General features: G+C 73.1%; 17 protein-coding genes. 2 read left to right on the forward strand and 15 right to left on the reverse strand.

The annotated features are described in order from the left end of the window. Positions 1-29: 29 nt before the first annotated feature. From J7E97_RS09120 to J7E97_RS09145, 7 genes are all read right to left on the reverse strand, one after another. A complete protein-coding gene (locus tag J7E97_RS09120; protein ID WP_215024277.1) occupies positions 30-1460 on the reverse strand; it encodes a nitrate/nitrite transporter in 1431 nt (476 codons plus the stop codon). Then, positions 1457-2113 carry a GntR family transcriptional regulator gene (locus tag J7E97_RS09125; RefSeq protein ID WP_215024279.1) on the reverse strand — a complete coding sequence of 219 codons (657 nt, stop codon included), beginning with the start codon at positions 2111-2113 and terminating at the stop codon, positions 1457-1459. The genes J7E97_RS09120 and J7E97_RS09125 overlap by 4 nt, the downstream gene beginning before the upstream one ends. 57 nt (positions 2114-2170) lie before the next feature. Beyond that, positions 2171-2524: a protease inhibitor I42 family protein gene (locus J7E97_RS09130; RefSeq protein WP_215024281.1), complete on the reverse strand. Its 354-nt coding sequence runs from the start codon at positions 2522-2524 to the stop codon at positions 2171-2173. A 118-nt stretch (positions 2525-2642) separates the two neighbouring features. Next, on the reverse strand, positions 2643-2882 hold the full coding sequence (locus tag J7E97_RS35650; RefSeq protein ID WP_251054128.1) for a hypothetical protein: 240 nt from the start codon (positions 2880-2882) through the stop codon (positions 2643-2645). Next, entirely contained in the window at positions 2879-4603 is a 1725-nt protein-coding gene (locus J7E97_RS09135) for a C1 family peptidase (protein ID WP_251054129.1), read from the reverse strand. Before J7E97_RS09135 ends, J7E97_RS35650 begins: the two co-directional genes overlap by 4 nt. A 178-nt stretch (positions 4604-4781) precedes the next feature. Beyond that, positions 4782-5573, reverse strand: a complete 792-nt coding sequence (locus J7E97_RS09140; RefSeq protein WP_215024283.1) for a hypothetical protein — start codon at positions 5571-5573, stop codon at positions 4782-4784. Positions 5574-5831: 258 nt separating this feature from the next. Further along, the gene (locus tag J7E97_RS09145) at positions 5832-7064 is read right to left on the reverse strand and encodes an FAD-dependent monooxygenase (protein ID WP_215024285.1); all 1233 of its coding nucleotides are present in this window, start codon (positions 7062-7064) and stop codon (positions 5832-5834) included. A 321-nt stretch (positions 7065-7385) separates the two neighbouring features. On the opposite strand from J7E97_RS09145, the gene J7E97_RS09150 reads away from it, so the two are divergent. Together J7E97_RS09150 and J7E97_RS09155 are read left to right on the forward strand one after the other, a co-directional pair. After that, positions 7386-8612 (forward strand): DUF1266 domain-containing protein, encoded by a 1227-nt coding sequence (locus tag J7E97_RS09150; RefSeq protein WP_215024287.1) that lies wholly within the window; start codon positions 7386-7388, stop codon positions 8610-8612. A gap of 62 nt (positions 8613-8674) precedes the next feature. Further along, a complete protein-coding gene (locus J7E97_RS09155) occupies positions 8675-9085 on the forward strand; it encodes a PPOX class F420-dependent oxidoreductase (protein WP_215024289.1) in 411 nt (136 codons plus the stop codon). A gap of 59 nt (positions 9086-9144) precedes the next feature. On the opposite strand, the gene J7E97_RS09160 is transcribed toward J7E97_RS09155, so the two are convergent. From J7E97_RS09160 to J7E97_RS09195, 8 genes are all read right to left on the reverse strand, one after another. Beyond that, positions 9145-9900 (reverse strand): hypothetical protein, encoded by a 756-nt coding sequence (locus J7E97_RS09160; RefSeq protein ID WP_215024291.1) that lies wholly within the window; start codon positions 9898-9900, stop codon positions 9145-9147. 44 nt (positions 9901-9944) lie between these two features. Then, entirely contained in the window at positions 9945-10355 is a 411-nt protein-coding gene (locus tag J7E97_RS09165; RefSeq protein WP_215024293.1) for a hypothetical protein, read from the reverse strand. A 16-nt stretch (positions 10356-10371) separates the two neighbouring features. Beyond that, entirely contained in the window at positions 10372-10782 is a 411-nt protein-coding gene (locus tag J7E97_RS09170; RefSeq protein ID WP_215024296.1) for a hypothetical protein, read from the reverse strand. Beyond that, positions 10779-15632 (reverse strand): putative T7SS-secreted protein, encoded by a 4854-nt coding sequence (locus tag J7E97_RS09175; protein ID WP_215024298.1) that lies wholly within the window; start codon positions 15630-15632, stop codon positions 10779-10781. The genes J7E97_RS09170 and J7E97_RS09175 overlap by 4 nt, the downstream gene beginning before the upstream one ends. Beyond that, positions 15632-16195, reverse strand: a complete 564-nt coding sequence (locus J7E97_RS09180) for a hypothetical protein (protein ID WP_215024300.1) — start codon at positions 16193-16195, stop codon at positions 15632-15634. Before J7E97_RS09180 ends, J7E97_RS09175 begins: the two co-directional genes overlap by 1 nt. Then, a complete protein-coding gene (locus J7E97_RS09185) occupies positions 16195-16599 on the reverse strand; it encodes an SseB family protein (protein WP_215024302.1) in 405 nt (134 codons plus the stop codon). The genes J7E97_RS09180 and J7E97_RS09185 overlap by 1 nt, the downstream gene beginning before the upstream one ends. 70 nt (positions 16600-16669) lie before the next feature. Further along, a complete protein-coding gene (locus tag J7E97_RS09190) occupies positions 16670-17611 on the reverse strand; it encodes a GNAT family N-acetyltransferase (protein ID WP_215024304.1) in 942 nt (313 codons plus the stop codon). Positions 17612-17772: 161 nt separating this feature from the next. Next, the coding region (locus J7E97_RS09195; protein ID WP_215024306.1) for a dihydrolipoamide acetyltransferase family protein at positions 17773-18782 on the reverse strand (1010 nt) is incomplete at its 5' end.

An 18782-nucleotide genomic window follows, 5' to 3' on the forward strand; every position in this document is an offset into this window, starting at 1 on the left:
CGGGGTCGCGGTCGCGGTCGGCCGCAGGGCTAACAGGCTCGTGCCGGGCTGGTGTCGGGCGCGGTCCCGGCCGCGGCGTCGACGCCAAACACAGCTTCGGCGTCGGCGTCGGCCGCCCGGCCCTGGGCCGGCAGCGCGGAGGCCCGGACGCGCTCGTGGTCGCGGTCCCGTTCGCGGGACAGCGCGCGGGCGCGCAGGCGCAGGATCTGGCTGGTGCCCAGGACCTCCAAGACGAAGACGGACGAGAACGCGACGCGGTAGTCGTCCCCCGTCGCGTCGAGCAGCAGCCCCACCACCAGCAGGGTCGTCATCGACGCGATGAAACCGCCCATGTTGGTGATTCCGGAGGCCGTGCCCTGACGTTCCGCCGGGTTGGCCGGGCGGGCGAAGTCGAAGCCGATCATCGACGCCGGGCCGCAGCCGCCGAGCACCAGGCAGAGCGCGATCAGCAGCCACATCGGCGCGTGGTCCCCCGGGTAGGCCAGGACCGAGCCCCACAGCAGCGCGGTGGCGGCGACCGTGCCCAGGGCGAGGGGGATCCGCGCCGACTGCCGCCGGCCCACGACCTGCCCGTAGATCAGGCCGAGCGCCATGTTCGAGGCGACGACCAGCGTCAGCAGCCCGCCCGCCGTGGTGCGCGATAGCCCCTGCGCCTCGACGAGGAACGGCATGCCCCACAGCAGCAGGAACACCATCGCCGGGAACTGGGTCGTGAAGTGCACCCACAGACCGAGCTTGGTCCCGGGCTCCTTCCAGGAGTCCGCGATCTGGCGGCGTACGAAGCCTCCCGCCCCGGCCCGTCCGGCCGAGGCGGGCGCGGACAGGGACGCGGACAGGGACGCCGACGCGGGCTCGTGGCCCTCGGGGTGGTCGCGCAGGAACAGCACGAGCGGGACCAGGACGATCAGTCCCGCCACCGCACTGCCCGCCAACGCGGGCACCCAGCCGACCCCGTGCAGTACGGGGGCCAGCACCAGCGTCGAGACCAGGTTGCCCGCCATCCCGACCAGGCCGGCCAGCTGCGCCATCAGCGGGGCTCGGCGGGCCGGGAACCAGCGGGTCCCGAGCCGCAGCACGGAGATGAAGGTCATGGCGTCGCCGCAGCCCAGCAGGGCTCGGGCGGCCAGGGCCATCCCGTAGGAGGGGGAGAGCGCGAAGCCGATCTGCCCTGCCGTGAAGAGCACGGCGCCCAGGGTGAGCACCTTCTTGGTGCCGAGCCGGTCCACCATCAGGCCTACGGGTATCTGCATGCCCGCGTAGACCAGCAGTTGGAGGAGGGAGAAGGTGGCCAGCGCGGAGGCGTTCACGTGGAAGCGGTCGGCCGCCTCCAGGCCGGCGACGCCGAGGCTGGTGCGGAAGATGACCGCCACGAAGTAGACGGCGACACCGATCGACCAGACGATCACCGCGCGGCGCCCGCCCACCGGGTCCTTGGCGACGGGAACGGCGGTCGGGCTCATCGGGCGGACCCCCGCACCAGCTCCGCGACCCGGCTCACGTGCGCGCGTACCGCCGCGGCGGCCGTGTCGGCGTCGCCCGCGCGCAGAGCCTCGAGGATCTCCGCGTGCTCGGCGAGCGTCCGCTCCACCCGCTCGGGGTGCGCGTGCAGCAGGGCGACGCCCATGCGCAGCTGGCGGTCGCGCAGCTGGTCGTAGAGGCGGCACAGGATCTGGTTGCCGGCGCTGCGCACGATCTCCGCGTGGAAGGCCCGGTCGGCGGCCATCATCGCGCCGAGCTCACCCGCGGCGCCGAGGCGGCGCTGCTCCTCGACCAGTTCCGCGAGCCGGTCCAGCAGGCCGGGCGGGGCGGGCACGGCCCGTCGGACGCTGAACTCCTCGACCAGCAGCCGGGTTTCGATCACGTCCGAGATCTCCTGGACGGAGACCGGGAGGACGAGCGCACCCTTCTTCGGGTACAGCTTGAGCAGCCCCTCCGTTTCGAGGCGCAGCAGCGCCTCGCGGACCGGCGTGCGGGAGACGCCCACGGAGGCCGCGAGCTCGCCTTCCGTCAGCAGTGTGCCGCCCTCGTAGCGTCGTTCGAGCACGCCCTGTTTGACGTGCTGGTAGACCCGTTCGGCAGCGGTCACGGTGGGGGTGACGGTGGCTGATGGCATGCGCACAGGATAGATACAACAGGGGTGCGGGCCGGGCACGGTCCAGGATGTGGACCTTCACCCGTGCACGGCCACGTCCACGCCCCCGCCCATGTCCACGCCCCCGCCCACCTCCACGTCCAGGACGAACTCGTCGTACGGAGCCTCGTCCGGGTACGGCGGCCGGACCTGCGCGAAGCGGATCCGGGCGGCGCCCGCCGCCCGGCCCCGTACGACGTACACCCGCTCCACGGTCGCCCCGGCGAGCGGCGGCTCCGCCGTGGCGGCGGGCGCCGCCGGGCCCTCGGACACGGACACGGCGTCCGCGTCGCCGGTCACCCGCCAGGTCCACACGTAGCCGCGCGCGCCGCGCCCGGTGAGGCGCAGCTCGTACGGCTCACCGGGCGCGAGCGCCACCTTGCGTACCTCCACCTCGGGGGCGTCCTTTCGCAGCGGGGCCGGAGGCCTTCGAGACGGCCGGCCCCTCAGACCGGTCCCTCAGGCCGGGCCCTCAGGCCGGGCCCTCAGGCCGGGCCCTCAGACCGGTCCCTCAGACCGGTCCCGAGGGGCCGATCACCGCGCCCTCGTGCCAGCCCGCGCCGTCGCGCCAGTAGTGCTGGAGCAGGCGGTCGGTGCGCAGGGCGATCACCTCCAGGTTGAACCCGAAGCTGCCCTGCAGCATCCCGGTGACGGCCAGCACGTCGTGGCCGAACACCGCGCCGCGCCGCCAGGCGGAGTCGCCCGCGTTGCCGCGCCACCAGTGCTCGACGCGGCCTCCCCCGCCGGTCACGCACAGTTCGTAGTTGCCGGCGGTGTCCTCGTCGGCCGCCCCGTACTGCGCCTCGACCAGGCAGGGCGCGGAGGTGTCCCGCTGCCGAAGATCTCGCCGGGGTGCCAGACGAAGCCGTTCGGGTCGTCGCGCCACCACAGCTGCATCCGGCCGTCCGTGCGGGTGGCGACCAGGTCGAGGTGGCGGGAGCGGGTCTGGACCAGGGCCGGGCCGTAGTGGGCGATGCCGGAGGCGAAGCGGCCACCGTCGTTCCAGGCCCAGGGGGCGCCGTTGATCCGCCACCAGTGGTTGAGGCGCCCGTCGGCGGTGCGGACGACCACCTCGAAGTTGCCCGGAGCCCCGTAGTCGCTCTGGATGAAGGCCGGGGTCGAACCGACCGCCGCGTCCCCGGGGCCGAAGGCGCCTCCGTCGCGCCAGGCGCCGCCGGACTGCTCGTAGTACCAGTGGCGCAGCCGGCCGCCGGTGGTGACGTGGAGGGACTCCATGTTCCGGTTGTAGGTGGTCCCGGTGAAGGCGGGCTGGCCGGAGGCGTCGGAGGCGAAGGTCCGCGCCCGGGCCCACGGGAAGGGGGCGTCGCCGTCGCGCCACCAGTGCTGGATGCGGCCGGTGGCGGTGGCGGTACCGGCGCCCGTACCGGTACCGCCACTCCCGGTCCCGGTCCCGCTCCCGCCGCCCGCCAGGGCCGCCATTTCGAAGTTGCGGTGGGCGCGGCCGTTGCCGCTCTCGTAGACGTTGCCGGTGTGCAGGCGGCGCTTGCTCCACGGGTCGATGTTGGTGCCGTACAGGCCGCACTTGGCCCAGTGGTCGATCTTCACCTCGCCGTACGCGATCCGGCCGTGGCCGCCGACGTGGTAGCCGGTCCCCCAGGAGTTCTTGAACAGCCAGCAGCCGGCCGCGTCGTCGTAGCCGGTGATCAGGACGCAGTGGCCGCCCGCCAGCCGGTCGCTGGTGCGGTGGTAGACGCCGGAACCGAGGCCGAAGAAGTCGTCGTACACCTCGAAACAGGCGGTCAGCGGCCCGACCGCGTCCAGCCACACCTTCTGCTGCTCCACGTCGCCGAGGCGGACGTGGTCGGTGATGCGGACCGTACGGCCGGACCGGTCCCAGCTCGGGGTGTACTCGGCCCGCCAGGCGTCGCGGCGGTCGGCGGGCGTTCCGGGCGGGGGCGGCGAGTACGGCCAGCAGCCCGGATCGGCGAGACCGCCGTTGGTCCGGACCCAGTCCAGCGCGGCCTCGGGGCTGCCCGTCTGCCCGCAGGGGGCCCGCAGCCCGTCGTGCACGTCCCCCTCGGACCTCTTGGCCCACACGTGGTGCTCGATCCGGGCCATCGACTCGATCAGACCGGCCGCCCCGAAGGCCCAGCAGGAACCGCACGGGTTCTGGTCCTTGACCTTCGTGATCCATGGCCAGCCCCAGCGGCTGCGCCAGTCCACGGCCGTCGGCCGGGCGGCGGCGCTTGCGGCCCCCGGACCGGACAGCAGGCCGTGCGCCGCCCTGCGCCGGGTGAGGTGCGGATTGCCGCTCGGCCGCCCGATGAGCCCCCTCAGGTCCACGGGCGGCGCGGCCGCGGCGGGCGTGAGACCGGCCTCCGGCCCCAGGCCCAGCGCGGGCCTCGGTACCGGGTCGTCGTCGGCGAGGTGTTCGCTCACGGACCACCGCGCCCCGCGGGCCGCGAGCCGCGCCCTCAGCTCCCCCGCCGTCTGGACGTGCTGCTCCGGCATTCCGGCCCCCCATTGCAACCGTACGGATCCGAGCCCGGGGAGCTTCCGTCCGGCCGCACCGCACGTCAAGGGGGGCCGTACGGTCGCGCGGCGGCACGGCGGCGCACGCGGTCGCACGCGTCGCGCGCCGCCGGGCCCGCGCGGGAGGGGTTGTGCCGATGCCGTACGGGTCCTGCCGCTACTCGACGGGCAGCGCGGGGGCCTGGACGGGCAGGCCCGGCAGGCCGAGACCGGTGAGCAGCGCCAGCACGGCCGCGACCAGGTCGCCCAGGACGTCCGTGGCCTTGGCCTTGGCGTCGGTGGAGCAGCCGCAGGGACCGGCGACCTTGGCGAGGCCGTCGACGGACGCCTTGAGCTTGTCGATCGCGCCGGTGACCACGTCCAGCGGACCACCGGCGGCCCGCGCGGGCCCGGGGAGCGCGACGGGGAGCTTGGGCGCGGCAACGGGCAGCTTCGAGGCGTCGACGGGCGCCTTCGGAGCGTCCGCCGGAAGCTTCGGAGCATCGACGGGCAGCTTCGGAGCATCCGCCGGGAGCTTCGGAGCCTCCACGGGCAGCTTCGGGGCATCCGCCGGAAGCTTGGGAGCCTCCACCGGCAGCTTCGGCGCGTCCGCCGGCGGGAGCGGTGCGGGCACGGCCGGGGCGGCCGGGGCGGCGGGCAGGGTCTTCTTCAGCTCCGCGAGCGCCGCGTCGGTCTTCTCCTTGAAGGCGGCGAGGTCCTTCTCCGGGAGCTTGCCGTCGGGGGACTTGAGGACGGCGGCCAGCAGGTCGGTGACCGGTTGGAGCAGCCCGCCGACGCCGCCCAGCGACTGCACCTGCGCGAGTAGCGCCTCGGTGCCGGGGATGGCCCGCCCGGCGACCGGGGCCTGCGGCTTCGGGGCCTCGGAGGCGGCGCCCGCCAGGCCGGGGGACACGGCCAGCAGGGTCAGACAGAGGGCGGCGGGGACGGTGTAACGCGTGTAGCGACGCAACGTATCTCTCCTGTCGAGGGGCAGGGCACCCGGGGCCTGGGAGTCCCCGGGACATGACATGGGACGTGACATGGGACGTGTCACCACCCCACTCACCGGCACCCCGTCAGCCCCCGCAACCGCAGCCGCCGACCCGCCTCTTGTGACACGCCGCGCAATCGGCGTACGTACGCCCGTGACCTGCGCCGACACCGTCACCCTTCGGTAATGGCCCGCCAGACGGGAGCTCCCGCCGGGGCCGCGCGCCCCCGGCCGCCCCTACGGGGACAGGGCCTGGCCCCCGATGTCCGCCGCCCCGGCGAGCTGGCCCTGCCACCACGCCCGCACCTCGCCGCGTCCCATCGCCCCCCACTCCGGGGTCCTCTCCACCTGCGCCCGGCCCAGCCGGCGGGCCAGCGCCACCAGCTCCCGCCCCGCGGTGCCCCGCGCCTCCTGGTACCCGTCCAGCAGCTCCTCCCACGACCCGGCCCCGCGCCACGCCGCCTCGAAGGCGCTCGCGTCCTGGAGCGCCTTGGCCGCCCCGCTGGTGTTGTGCGGGCGCACCACGGAAGCGGCGTCCCCGGCGAGCAGGCAGCGGCCCGCGGCGGTGCGGGCGGTCTCCAGGTCGTAGATCGGCTGAACGTAGACGTGCTCCGGATCCGTCAGCCCGAGCACCCGGCCCCAGTAGGGCGGGAACTCCTGCTCCAGCAACTCGGCGAGGTGGGCCGCCAGTTCCCCGGTCACCGTGCCCGGCGGGAAACTCGTCGGGTCGTCGAGCCGCAGCCCCGCCGACGGCGGCGGTACCGCGTACAGCACCCAGTTGACGCGCAGCCCGCCGTCCGGTCCGCCCGGGATCCGGTAGATCACGCAGCTCCCGCCGGGGAAACACACCGTGCTCACCGCGTCGGCGGGCCAGTCCGCGACGCCGCCTGCCAGGGAATCCAGTCGCCGGGCGTCGAAGTGGCCGCGCCAGCACACGTACCCGGCGTAGTGCGGCCGGGATCCCGGGCAGACCGTCTCGCGCACCACGGAGCGGTAGCCGTCGGCGCCGACCGCGAGGTCGTACCGCTCCACCGACCCGTCGGCCAGCCGCACTTCGACCCCGCCGCTCGCCTGCGTCACTCCCGTGACGGTCTCGCCCTGCCGGTAGACCACCGAGTCGGGGGTCGCCTCCCGCAGCCCCCGCCACAACAGGCCCCAGTGGTAGGAGTGGAACGGGAACGGCTGCTCCCAGATCACCCGCCCGGCCGCTCCCACCGCCGGGTCCCGGACCACCCAGCGACGCCGGGCCAGCGGGTGCGCGGGGATCCCGGCGGGCAGCGCCCCGGTCGCGGCGAGTTCGGCGGCGCGGTCGTCGTGGACGCACAGCCCGATCCCCCGGTCCGCGAGGCGCCCGCGCGTGCGTTCCAGCACCACCACCTCGGCCGCCCCGGCCCGCGCGGCCGCCGAAGCGAACGCGCACCCGGCGATGCTGCCACCGACCACCGCGACCGTACCCGTACCGCCTCGCATAGCCGCTCCCTCTGCCGCGACGAGTCCCCCGGGGCCCGACACCCTACTGGCGCGGCCACCGGATTTCTCCGTCATGCCGAGTGCCGTCCTGCGACGGCGGTCACGCCGCCGAGGCCGCGAAGGCGGCCCGGGCAGTGCCGGGCTCAGCCTGGCCGTGCGGTCAAAGTACCGGCTGTAGACGGCGCTTTCCTGCCCGGACCCGCACACGGACATGGACCTGCACATGGACACGGACACGGGGCAGTTTCGCCAGCTCCGCGCGGTGCTCCAGCCGGGCCCGGGCCGAGTTGGCCCCCGGGCCGCCCGGTTAGGCTGGCCCGCATGGATGGGTGGACGGCGCCGAGTTCCATCGAGCGCGAGCTGTACGAGGCCAAGGCGCGCGGCGACTGGCCGGGTTACCTCGACGCCCTCGCCCGCAGCGAGCTGTTCCTGGCGCAGTCCCGCGCGCGGATCGACGCCGAGCCCGCGCACCTCCGTTTGCACCCCACCCCCGACCGCCGCAGCCTCGTCGTCCACACGCGCGGCATGCTGCCCGCCCCCGACCCCCACACCGTGTACGTCCCCCGGTCCCTGCGCTGGTTCGCGAACGCCTGGGACGCCGCCGACCCGCCCCACCTCGCCGTGAACCCGGGCTCCCCCACCGAGGCCTACCTCACCACCACCCCCGCCGACCGCGCCCGCTGGCGCGCCCACTGGGACGCCGTCGCCCCGGTCTGGGGCCTCGCCCCCGGAGCCGTGCACTCCCTGCACGTCGGCGGCCCGCTCCACGGGCCCGTCGCGCACGGCCTCGCCGTCGGCGCCCATCTCGCGGTCTCCAACGGGGAGTTCTGGAACTCCCTCGCCTACCACGGCAACGGCTACACCCGCGAGCGCGAACGCCTGCGCACGTCCTGGGGCATCACCACCTCCGCCGACTGGCACGACGTCCTGCGCCGCATGCTCGCCGCCGAGATCGTCAGCCCCGTCTGGGAGTTCGCGCTGCGCGTGCGCCGCGTCCTCGCCTCGGACTTCGCCGGCCCCGTCGACGTGGAGCACTGGCGGCACGCCGCGGCCACCACTCTGCGCCGCAGCGCCGAGCGGGCCGCCGAACCGCAGCTCACCCCCGAGGGGGTCACCGTCGCCGAGCCCCGCCCCACCGCCGAGGTGGAGGGCGAGGTCGCGGGCGTGCAGCGGCTGATCGGCCGGATCGCCCGCTACGAGCAGCGCTTCCGCGCGGACGGGCTGCTCGCCGACGGGGACTGGGTCCGCTCCGTCGAGGGCTGGGATTACGGCCGGGCCTCGCAGATGGCCCGCTGGGGCCTGGGCGCCCGCTACGGCACGCTCGCCGACGCCGAACGCGGCGTCCTGCGGGCCGGGGAGGCGGCGCGCGCGACGTACCGCTCGTGGGAGGAGTTCTCCGCCGGGTACGCCCTGGGGCGGTGCCTGCACTTCGATGAGGAGGAGTTCGGCGAGTGGTACGCGGGCTCGCTGGCCACGCACCTCACCCTGACCACCGACCCGGCCGGCCCGTGGTGCAACATCCCGTGGCGGGGATCCGACGTGGCGTAATCGGGCCGGGGGCGCGCGGAAGTCCCCGCAAGGCCCCGTACGATCCAACTACCCTGCCGCACATGACTCTTGTGCTGAACGACACCGTACGCAAGCTCCTGGACGCCCCGCACCCCGCGGTACTCGCCACGCTGAACCCCGATGGCGGCCCGCAGAGTTCCGTGGTGTGGGTGACCCGGGACGGCGACGAGATCCTCATCTCCACCGAGCGCGGCCGCCGCAAGGAGCGCAACATCGCGCGGGACGCCCGGATCAGCCTGACCGTCTTCGACCTGGCCAACCCCTACCTCTACGCCGAGATCCGCGGCACCGCCACCGTCACCGAGGACACCGGCCGTGCCGTGGCCGTCCGCATCGCGGAGGAGTACCAGGGCCCGGGCGCGGGCGCGGCCTACGCGAACGCCCCCGCCGAGAACGTCCGGGTCGTCGTCCGCCTCACCCCCACCAAGGTCGTGGGCAACGCGGCAGGCTGAGGCACGCGGGGCGCTCGAAAGCGCCGCGGGCAACGCGGCAGGCTGAAGCGCGCGCGGCGCTACGGAAGCCCCGGCCGCAGCGCCGCCCAGGCGTCCGCTGCCAGCGCCAAGGGGTCCGTGACGGCCAGGTGCGGACGGGCCGGGGCCATGCAGGGGATCAGATTCTTCGCGCGGCGCAGGCGCAGGATCGCGGGGCGCGGAAGCTCCCGCCAGACGCGCGCCTGCGCGGCCGCCTCCTCGGGGGTCATGCCGATGCCTGCCAGGACGTCCCGGCAGAGCGCGGCGGGATCCCGGTCGGGATCCGGGCTCCCCTCCGTCCCGGGACCGAAGCGCTGGAGAAGGTAGCTGCGCACGTACGGCTGTTCCTCCGGCCGGCCCGCCCGCGCGATCGCGGCCAGCGCCACCCGCCCCCAGCGCAGCCGCGTCCCGTCTGCCAGGGCCTCGTCCTGCATCCTGACGGTCGCCAGGGCCCGCAGCGGGCCCGGATGCGGCTCCTCCAGCAGCGGCGGCCCGGTGGCCAGCCACGCCTCCAGCTCCACCAGCGAGTGCCCGTCCGGCGGTACGTACGTCAGCACTTGGCCCCGGGCCAGCAGCGCCACCACGGGGCCGGTGAGGTGGACCTTCGCCGTGTGCCCCGCGTCGAAGGACTCCACCGTGCGCCCGTACCGCTCGATCCTGCGCAGCCCGAGCCGCAGCTCCCCAGCCGCGTAGACCTGCCCCGCCCGCGCCACCCCGCCGACGCACCGCACCACGCACACGCCACCCGTGACATCGGCCGCCTCGACGGCATACACCTGCAACTCGGCGATGGACACCCGGCTCCACCCCTCTCCCAGCCCGGGAGGCTACCGCTTCGCGGTCAGCGCCAGTGGTTGGTATCCACGATCTCGCCGGTCTCCACGTCGATGCGGCCCTGGAAGTCACCCGCGTTGCGCGTGACCATGATCAGGAGCGGTCGCCCGTCCTGGAGGAAGGCGTCGTGGAAGCCGTGCATGTCGTGCCGTTCGTACGTGAGGTCGCGCGGCGGGGTCAGCCGGAACCGCTCCGAGCCGTCGGCCCGGAAGACCACCGCGTTGTCCGACGGGGTGAAGGGTGCGGTGTCCAGCTTCTCCACCACCAGCACCATCGCCCTGTCGTACTCCCGCCACGCCATGACGGCCTGCGGCGGATGGTCGTACGCCTTCTCGACGGTTCCGGCGGGGCCGCTCCACCGGACCGTGGTGTCGCCCTTGGTCCAGGCGACCGCCACGTCGGGGGCTTCCTCTGTCACGTGACTCTTCTCCGACTCAGCGCCAGGTGTTGGTGTCCACGATCTCGCCGGTCTCCACGTCGATGCGGCCGTGGAAATCGCCCGAGGTGCGCGTGGCAATGATCATGAGCGGCCGACCGTCGGCCAGGTGGGCGGAGTAGAAGCCCTCCACAGCGTTCGGGTCCCCCACCAGGTCGCGCGGCGGGTGCAGCCTGAACCGCTCCGAGCCGTCGGCCCAGTAGACCACCGCGTTGTCCGTCGGGGTGAAGGGCGTGGAGTCCAGCTTCTCCACCACCAGCACCATCGTCCGGTCGTACTCCCGCCACGTCAGGACGACCTGCGGCGGGACTTCGTACTGCTTCTCGACGGTTCCGGCGGGGCCGCTCCACCGGACCGTGGTGTCACCGCGGGTCCAGGTGATCACGACGTCGGGATCTGATTCGCTCACTTGGGAATCTCCGTGGGTGGGCCGACTGGGATCAGCCGGGCTCGGTCTGCTCTTTCCATGATCTCGATCTGACCCGCGCCACCGGGCAGAGGGCCCAGCTTCGGGTCCATCTGGGGCCCGATGATGCTCTCCTGGACGAGGATCGGGTCACCGCCCTCCGGGATTCGGTAGCGCTGCAGCATCGACACGTCATCCTTCCAGTCGGTGCGGATCGCCAGCTGGTCACGGACGAACTGCTGGTTGGGGACGTCGTCGAAGGTGCCGAATCCGCCCGGATCCGTCTGGCCGCGCCCCATCACCATGTTGAACTCCTCGCCCGGCTTGGCGAAGCGGGCGAGGATCGGCCCTCCTTCCAGGTGCGGAGGTTCACGCCTGGCCGGCTCCAGCATCTTCCGTTCCTCGCCCGGCTTCGTGCACGGGTTGAGGCCCAGCGGGTCCGCCCACACGTGGGGGTTGGAGACGTAGGCGACCGGGTTCGGGGCCGGGGCGAGGCCCAGGGGGTCGCCCGTCAGGTAGCGGGCCGTCTCCGGGTCGTAGGTGCGGAAGTAGTTGTGGTGGAGGCCGGTCTCCGGGTCGTAGTACTGGCCCGGGAAGCGCAGCGGGGTGTAGGCGGAGGCGTCGCGGTTCCAGCTCGTCGTGCCCCAGAGGGTCGCGCGGGTGTGCCAGGCGACCTCGCCGTGCTCGTCGATCAGCTCGGTCGGCGTGCCGACCAGGTCCGTGACGATGGAGAAGAACCGGCTGTCGATCTCCTCCTGCGGGGCCTTCGACAACCGCACCGCGTCCGGCGCCCTGCGGATGGTCTCCACCTGCGTGAGCGGGTGCATGCCGGAGTGCGTCCAGCTGATGGTGACCTCGTGCGGGTTGCCCGCCGAGCGGGTCGTCTGCTCGATGAGGGTCGGGCCGTCCCACGTGAAGACGGTCTCCTCGACGACCTCGTCGAGCTCCAGAGCCTCGTCGCGCCCCAAGGCCTCGTCCAGCCCCGCCGATGTTTCACGTGAAACATCGACCGGCGCGAGCCGCTGCTTCGCCGCGCGGCGGCCCAGCGCGTCGTAGCGGTAGCGCCAGCGCGTCCCGTCCGGGGTGGTGACCTCGGTGAGCCGGTCGTCCGCGTCCCACGTGTAGTGCCAGGTGTCCGGCTTCCGGGAGAGCCGGGTCTTCTGCCGCAGGATCACCCGGCCCTGGGCGTCGTGCTCGTAGCGGACGCGGCCCGCGCGGCTGATCCGCGTGCCGGTGTAGGCGCGCGCGCCGGTGGCCTCCGTGCCCAGCTGCTCCGGCCAGGAGGCCGAGGTCTGGTTGCCCGCCTCGTCGTAGGCGTAGCGCTCCGACCAGGAGGCGGCGTCCACGGCGGTGACCCGGGAGGCCGCGTCCAGGGTGAAGGTCCGCGGTCCCGTCGCCGCGTCGTCGATGCCCAGCAGGTTGCCGTCGGCGCGGTAGCTGTAGCCGCGGCGCAGCAGGGTCCGCTGGTCCGAGCCGGTGATGTGCCGGGTCGTGAGCCGGCCCACCGCGTCGAAGGTCTGGTGCAGCTCCGTGTGGTCGCCGATGCGTCGCGTCAGTTCGTGGCCGGCCGCGTCCCGCTCGAAGGTGAGCGTCCGGCCCGAGGCGTTGAGCTCGGTGCGGTGGCCGCCCTCGTCGTACGTCCAGCGGCTCTCCGCCCCGGTGGGCGTGGTCATGCCGGCCGGCCGGCTCAGCTCGTCGTACGCGTAGCGGACCGTGCGGCCGTCGACCTGCTCCTCGACCAGGCGCCCGTGCCGGTCGCGGATGCGGACCAGCCGGGTGCCGTCGGAGGAGACCGCGGCCGCGGGCAGGTCGAAGACGTCGAACTCGAACGTCGCCGTGCCCGTGGGCGAGGTCTTGCGGATGATCCGGCCGAGCACGTCCCGCTCGTAGGCGATCTCCTCGCCCAGCCCGTTCACGCGCGAGCGCAGCCGTCCGGTCGGATCGTAGGAGTAGGTCAGCGTCAGGCCGTCGAAGTCGGTCTCCGAGACCAGGCGGCCCGCCGCGTCGTACACGTACTCCCAGGTCAGGCCCTGGGGGTTGCGTACGCCCGTCAGCCGCAGCAGGGCGTCGTAGGTGTACTCGTAGCGCACGCCGTCGGGCCCGGTCCGGGCCGCGAGCAGGTCGAAATGGGTGTACTCGAAGCGGGTCACCCCGCCGGCCGGGTCGGTGAAGGAGGTGCAGTTGCCCTCGCCGTCGTACGTCCACAGCGACTCGGCACCGTCGGGGTCCACCCGGCGGGCGGGTCTGCCCTCCGGCGTCCACTCCATGGTGGTCACCCCGCCGAGCGGGTCGGTGACGCGCACCGCGCGCCCGAAGGCGTCGCGCTCGAACCGGGAGGTGGCGCCGAGGGGATCCGAGATGGTCACGGGCAGGCCGGCCGCGTCGGTGGTGTAGCGGGTGACGGCGCCCAGCGGGTTGGTCACCGAGACGACGTGGCCGCGCTCGTCGTAGGCGAAGGTGGTGACGGCGCCCGTCGAGGTGGTGAGCGAGGTGCGGTTGCCGCGTGCGTCGAAGCTCTGGCGGATGACCGTGCCGTCGGCGTTCGCCACCCGGACCGGCAGGCCCTGTTCGTCGTACTCGGTGCCCGCGGTGCGGCCGTCGGGCCGGATCGAGCGGGTGATCCGCCCCGCCTCGTCGTACTCCTGGAGCGAGGTGGCGCCCAGGGGATCGGTACGGCTGATGACGCGACCGGCGCTGTCGTACTGGTAGCGGGTGGCGGCGCCGAGCGGGTCGATCTCGGCGACGACCCGGAACCGCTCGTCGATCAGGTAGCGGCGGGTGTGCCCGTCAGCGGCGGTGACCGCGGTGACGCGGTGGCCGGTCGCCGGGTCGCGTCCGTCGTAGGAGAGGGTGAGGGCGAGGTGTCCGGCCTCGCCGCCTTCGGCGATGCAGCGGTCCTGGTCGTCGTAGACGTAGTCGTAGCGACTGCCGTTGGTGTCGGTCCAGGAGGTGATGCGGCGGCGCTCGTCGTAGGCGAGCCGCAGCGGCAGGCCCGAGGAGTTGACGACCTCGGTGAGGTTCCCGTCGGTGTAGCCGTACGAGAGGACGCGCGGGCCGCCGGTCAGGTGCAGGCCGGTGATCCGGCCCTCGGCGGTCTCGAAGCGGACGTGGTAGCCGCCGGAGTGGGCCATGGCGACCGGCACGCCCTCGGCGTCGTACTCGAAGACGATGTGGTTGCCGTTGCGGTCGTCGAGCTGGACGATCGGCGCGATGCCGTCCCCCTGCTCGCCGGCGTCCCGCTGCGCGACGCCGTCCCCCTGCGCGCCGCTGTCCCGCTGCTCGCCGCCGGCGCCGGCCCCGGGGCCGACCGGCCGGCCGAAGCGGCGCACCTGCCCGGTCGCGGGGTCCGTCACCGTCCAGTCGCCGTCCGGGGTCCGCTCCAGCGGGCGGCGCGGGCCGGTGGCGGGAAGGACCGGTATGCCGGGAGCCGGGTGCGGATAGGCGACCACGAGCCCGTCCTCGGCGACCAGGACGACGCCCTCCGCGTCGATCTCCAGGTGCTGGTCGATCGTGGACGCCCAGGACGGGCCGAACCAGCGGCCCGCCGTGTACCCGGACTCCGCGCGACGGGTGAAGACCAGCGGGAGCGTGCCGGGCAGGACGAGGTCCGTCTGCGGCAGGTACATCCGGCCGGTGGCGAGGTCGACGGGGTCGGTGTGACCCGTGGCCTTGTCCCCGTCCGGGGTCTTGTGCAGGTCCGGGCCGTCGCCGTCGAGCGTGGTGCGGCCCGGTCCCTTGAGGTCGTCGGCGTGCTTGGCGACCGAGCCGACCTTCTTCAACGCCCCCAGTCCCTTGGAGCCGATGAGTTCCGGGAGCATCTTGCCGATGCCCTCGGAGGGGTCCTTCATGAACTCGTCGAGCATCTGCTTGCCCGCGCCCATCGGGTCGTTGGCCATCGTGACCAGACCCGCCGCCGTCGAGTTCAACGCCGTCATGTACTCGGCCGGGTGCGTCAGGTTGTACGGATCCATCGGGTTCAGCGCACGCGCGAAGTTCACGATGCCCGCCGTGCCCTTGATGACACCACCTGCCAGGTGCGTCTTGGCAAGATCCATGTAGTCCATGCCGTCGCCGAGCTGTTTGGCGTACGAAGGCTTCGGCGGAGCCGCGTCACGCGCCGCGCGGACCGCCGTACGCACCGTCTCCGCCACGTCGTTGCGCTGCTTGCGGGCCGTGTCCAGCTTGTCCTGCGCGGCCGTCGCGATCGCGGTCCCCGGATCGGTGAAGTTCTCCGACGGGCGCGCCGGCAGCGGGTCCTTCTTCGCCTTGAGCGCGTCGTTGTACGTCTTGACGAGCTTGTTGTGCGCGTTGCGGGCGTCCTCGGAGACCTTCTTGGCCCGGTTGTACTCCTCCAGGGCCTCCTTCGCCTGGTTCTGCGCCCACTCCACCGTCTCCGCGAAGCGTCCCATCGCGTCCGCGGCCTTCCCGAACGCCTCCGCCGCCTTGAACCAGCGCGGCGGCTCCTTCGCAACCGACTCACGGAAGGCGTCCGCCGCCTTGCCCTTCAGCCCGTCCGGCTCCCCCATCCCCTTCAACCCGTTGCCGACCTTGTCGAAGGAGGCCTTGAAGTCGTTCAGGTGCGAGACCTGCGCGCGGATCTTCGACACACTGCCGTAGACCAGCTTCTTCGGATCCTCGGTCTGACCCAGCTCCATCTCCGCGACGTCCGCGCCCAGCTGGTTGGCCGCCGACCGGCTCTTGTCACGGATCCAGTCACCCGCGTCGTCCAGACCGACGTCCTCCGCGAAATCGGCCGTCTTCTCACCGGCCCACTCGATCGCGTCACCGACCTTCTCGGTGCCCTCCTCGACGACGTCCTCGACGACATCCGGAACGAAATCCCGCCACCCCATCAGCGACCGCCCCCGTCACGCTTCGCCTGCTCCAGCAGATCGCTGATCGAACCGATCTTCCCGCTCGACTTCAGCTTGTCCCCCGTGTCCGACCAGGTCTGCTTGATGTCCTCGGCACCCTTCTGGAAGGACTCCTGGCTGTAATCGGGCTTGTAGACGTCCGCGGAGAAGATGTCCCCCCACTTCTTCCGCTCGATCTCGTCCTCGGACGCGTGCGGATTGCCGTACGCGGCGTTCGCGACGACCTTGAAGGAGCCCTCGAGGTACTGCTCCTCCTCCCACACCGTGCCCGCCGCGATCCCCAACGACCCCGCCAGCGTGGACGCGTTCTGCACCAGACTGCGCACGCCCCACTCCCAGCGCTCACAGAAATCCTCGAAATCCGTGGCCACCCCCGCGTGCCCGGCTTCCATCCCCGTCATCGCCAGATTCTCGAAACCCGCACCCATCGACGCACCGGCCGCGTCCCCCGACTCCCGCAACTCCCCGATCGCCGCCCGCAGACCGTCCTGGATGTTCTTGACCGCCGCCGGCGAAACCTCAAGATCCCCGTTGCCCGCCATCAGGCCGCCTCCACCCCATCGACGACATCCACGGCACTGCCGTCGGGAACGATCCCCGCCACCGGCGGGAAGAACATCGACCCGTCCGCATCCGCGACGTTCACCGCCACGCCCGCCGGACGGTCCGCCGTCGGAACCACCGCGTCCACCAGACGCGCACCCAGCACCGAGAGGAACTCCCACTCCCGGCCGGACTCCCCACGCGCCTGCGCGAAACGCGCCAGCGCCTCCTCGTCGGTGAACGCGTAGATCCAGCGGATACCACCCGAAACCGCCGACATCAGCCCGCCTTCGGGACCGTCCGCGAGCGGAACGAGCAGAGCGGCCCGCCGGAACTCCCCGATCAGGCGCGCCGGATCACCCCGTCCGTCCCTTATCGCGGCGATTTCTCCGGTCAGTTCCATGGGCCCGTACCCCCTCTAGCGCCGGTCACGTCCTCAGGAGGAACGCTATCGGGGACCCCGGCGGTTCCGCTCACGCCCCCTGGGAGGCTTCCATCACCAGGCGGATCTCCGTGACCTCGTAGCCGGCACGGGTGAAGGCGGCGGCCATGGGGGCGTTCACGATGTCCGTGGTGGCGGTGATGCGCCGGGCGCCCTCGGAGGCGTGGAAGCGGGTGATCTCGGCGAGGATCTCGTCGATCAGGCCCTGGCCGCGCTGTTCTGGGACGACGCCGAGGTAGCCGACGTTGCGGTGGTACGGGGTCGCGGAGGGGATCGCCAGGCCGGCGAGGGTGCCGTCGGGGAGGTGGGCCAGGCGCCACCAGGAGCGCTCGCCGGGGCAGTCGGTGTAGAACTCGATGTCGTCGCGCGCCAGTTCCTCGGCGTCGATCGTGCGCAGCTCGTTCTGCGTGTGCAGGTCCAGGCTTCCGCTGGAGAGGCGGACGAAGGCGTCGAGGAACTCCTCGTCCGTGCCCTCGCGGAAGACCAGCCGGCCGGTGGGTTCGGTGGTCCCGGCGTCCGGGGTCCACTCGAAGCGCAGTCGCTCGATCTCGCGGGTCAGGCCGGCCTTGGCGGCGGCCTCCTGCCGCCAGGCGACGGCGTCGGCCAGGCCGTCGGGGCCGGTGCGCCAGTCGCGCGGCAGGGAGATGTTGTAGTCCGGGAGCTTGCCGAAGGCGGCGTGCCCGGCGGAGAGCAGCGCGGCGGCGACGGCTGCCGGGTCGGCGACGGAATTCCGTACCTGGAGGCAGTCGAGGACGCCGGGCCGCTCGCTGTCGCCCCGGCCCCACCACAGGGCGCGGGCCAGGATCTCGCCGTCCTCCTCCTCGGCGATCCAGGTCCACTCAGCGCGCATCTGGTGCGCGGCGAGTTCCTCGCGGATCTTCTCCGGGGTGAGGGCGGGGACGGGGCCGTCGGCCTGGTAGGCGAGGGCGCGGTCGAGGTCGGTGGGGTCTGCGAGGGCAGAGCGGAAGCGCATGGGCCGATGATCACACCGCCCGCGGCGACCCGCCACGATATTTCCGCGCGTCAGGGGCGGCCGGGAGGATCAGCCGGATCGGGCCGGAAAGTGCCGGGGCCACAAGGCGCCGGAAGGAGCGGACCGGCCTGCGGGGGTTGCCCGCGGGCCGGTCCGGGCCGTCAGGACCAGGTGATCAGACGGCGGGGGTGTTCCAGTACGGCGGCGATGTCGGCGAGGAAGCGCGAGCCGAGTTCGCCGTCGATGAGGCGGTGGTCGAAGGACAGCGCCAGGGTGGTGACCTGGCGGGCCTTGACCTTGCCCTTGTGGACCCAGGGCTGGAGCTTGATCGCACCGACCGCGAGGATCGCGGACTCGCCGGGGTTCAGGATGGGCGTGCCGGTGTCGACGCCGAAGACGCCGACGTTGGTGATGGTGATGGTGCCGTTCTGCATGTCCGCCGGGGAGGTCTTGCCCTCGCGGGCCGTGGCGACCAGTGCGGACAGGGCCTCGGACAGCTCCGGGAGCGTCTTGGCGTGGGCGTCCTTGATGTTCGGGACGATCAGGCCCCGCGGAGTGGCCGCGGCGATTCCCAGGTTGACGTAGTGCTTGAGCACGATCTCCTGGGCCGCCTCGTCCCAGGACGCGTTGACGTCCGGGTTGCGGCGGATCGCCACGAGGACGGCCTTGGCGATCAGGAGCAGCGGGTTGATCCGGAGCCCCGCGAGGTCCGGGTCCGCCTTGAGCTCCTGGACCAGCTTCATCGTGCGGGTCACGTCGAAGGTGATGAACTCCGTGACGTGCGGCGCGGTGAACGCGGAGCCGACCATCGCCTGCGCGGTGACCTTGCGGACGCCCTTGACCGGGATGCGGGTCTCCCGCGCGGACGCCTCGGCCGGAGCCTGGACGGGAGCCGGGGCGGGGGGCACCTCGGCCGGGGCCGCGGCCGGAGCCGGAGCCTGCGGGGCGTTGGCCGCGGCGGCCGCCGCGTGCACGTCCTCGCGGGTCACGATCCCGCCGTCGCCGGTGGGTACGACCGCGGCCAGGTCGATGCCGAGGTCCTTGGCCAGCTTGCGCACGGGAGGCTTGGCCAAGGCCTTGGAGCCGGCGGCCCCGGTGGCGGTGGCGGCCGTGCCGTTCTGCGCGGGGACCACGACGGCCGGCGCGGCAGGCGCGGCGGATGCCGACTGGG

Source organism: Streptomyces sp. ISL-66 (assembly GCF_018614135.1).
In the GTDB taxonomy this organism is placed as follows: domain Bacteria; phylum Actinomycetota; class Actinomycetes; order Streptomycetales; family Streptomycetaceae; genus Streptomyces.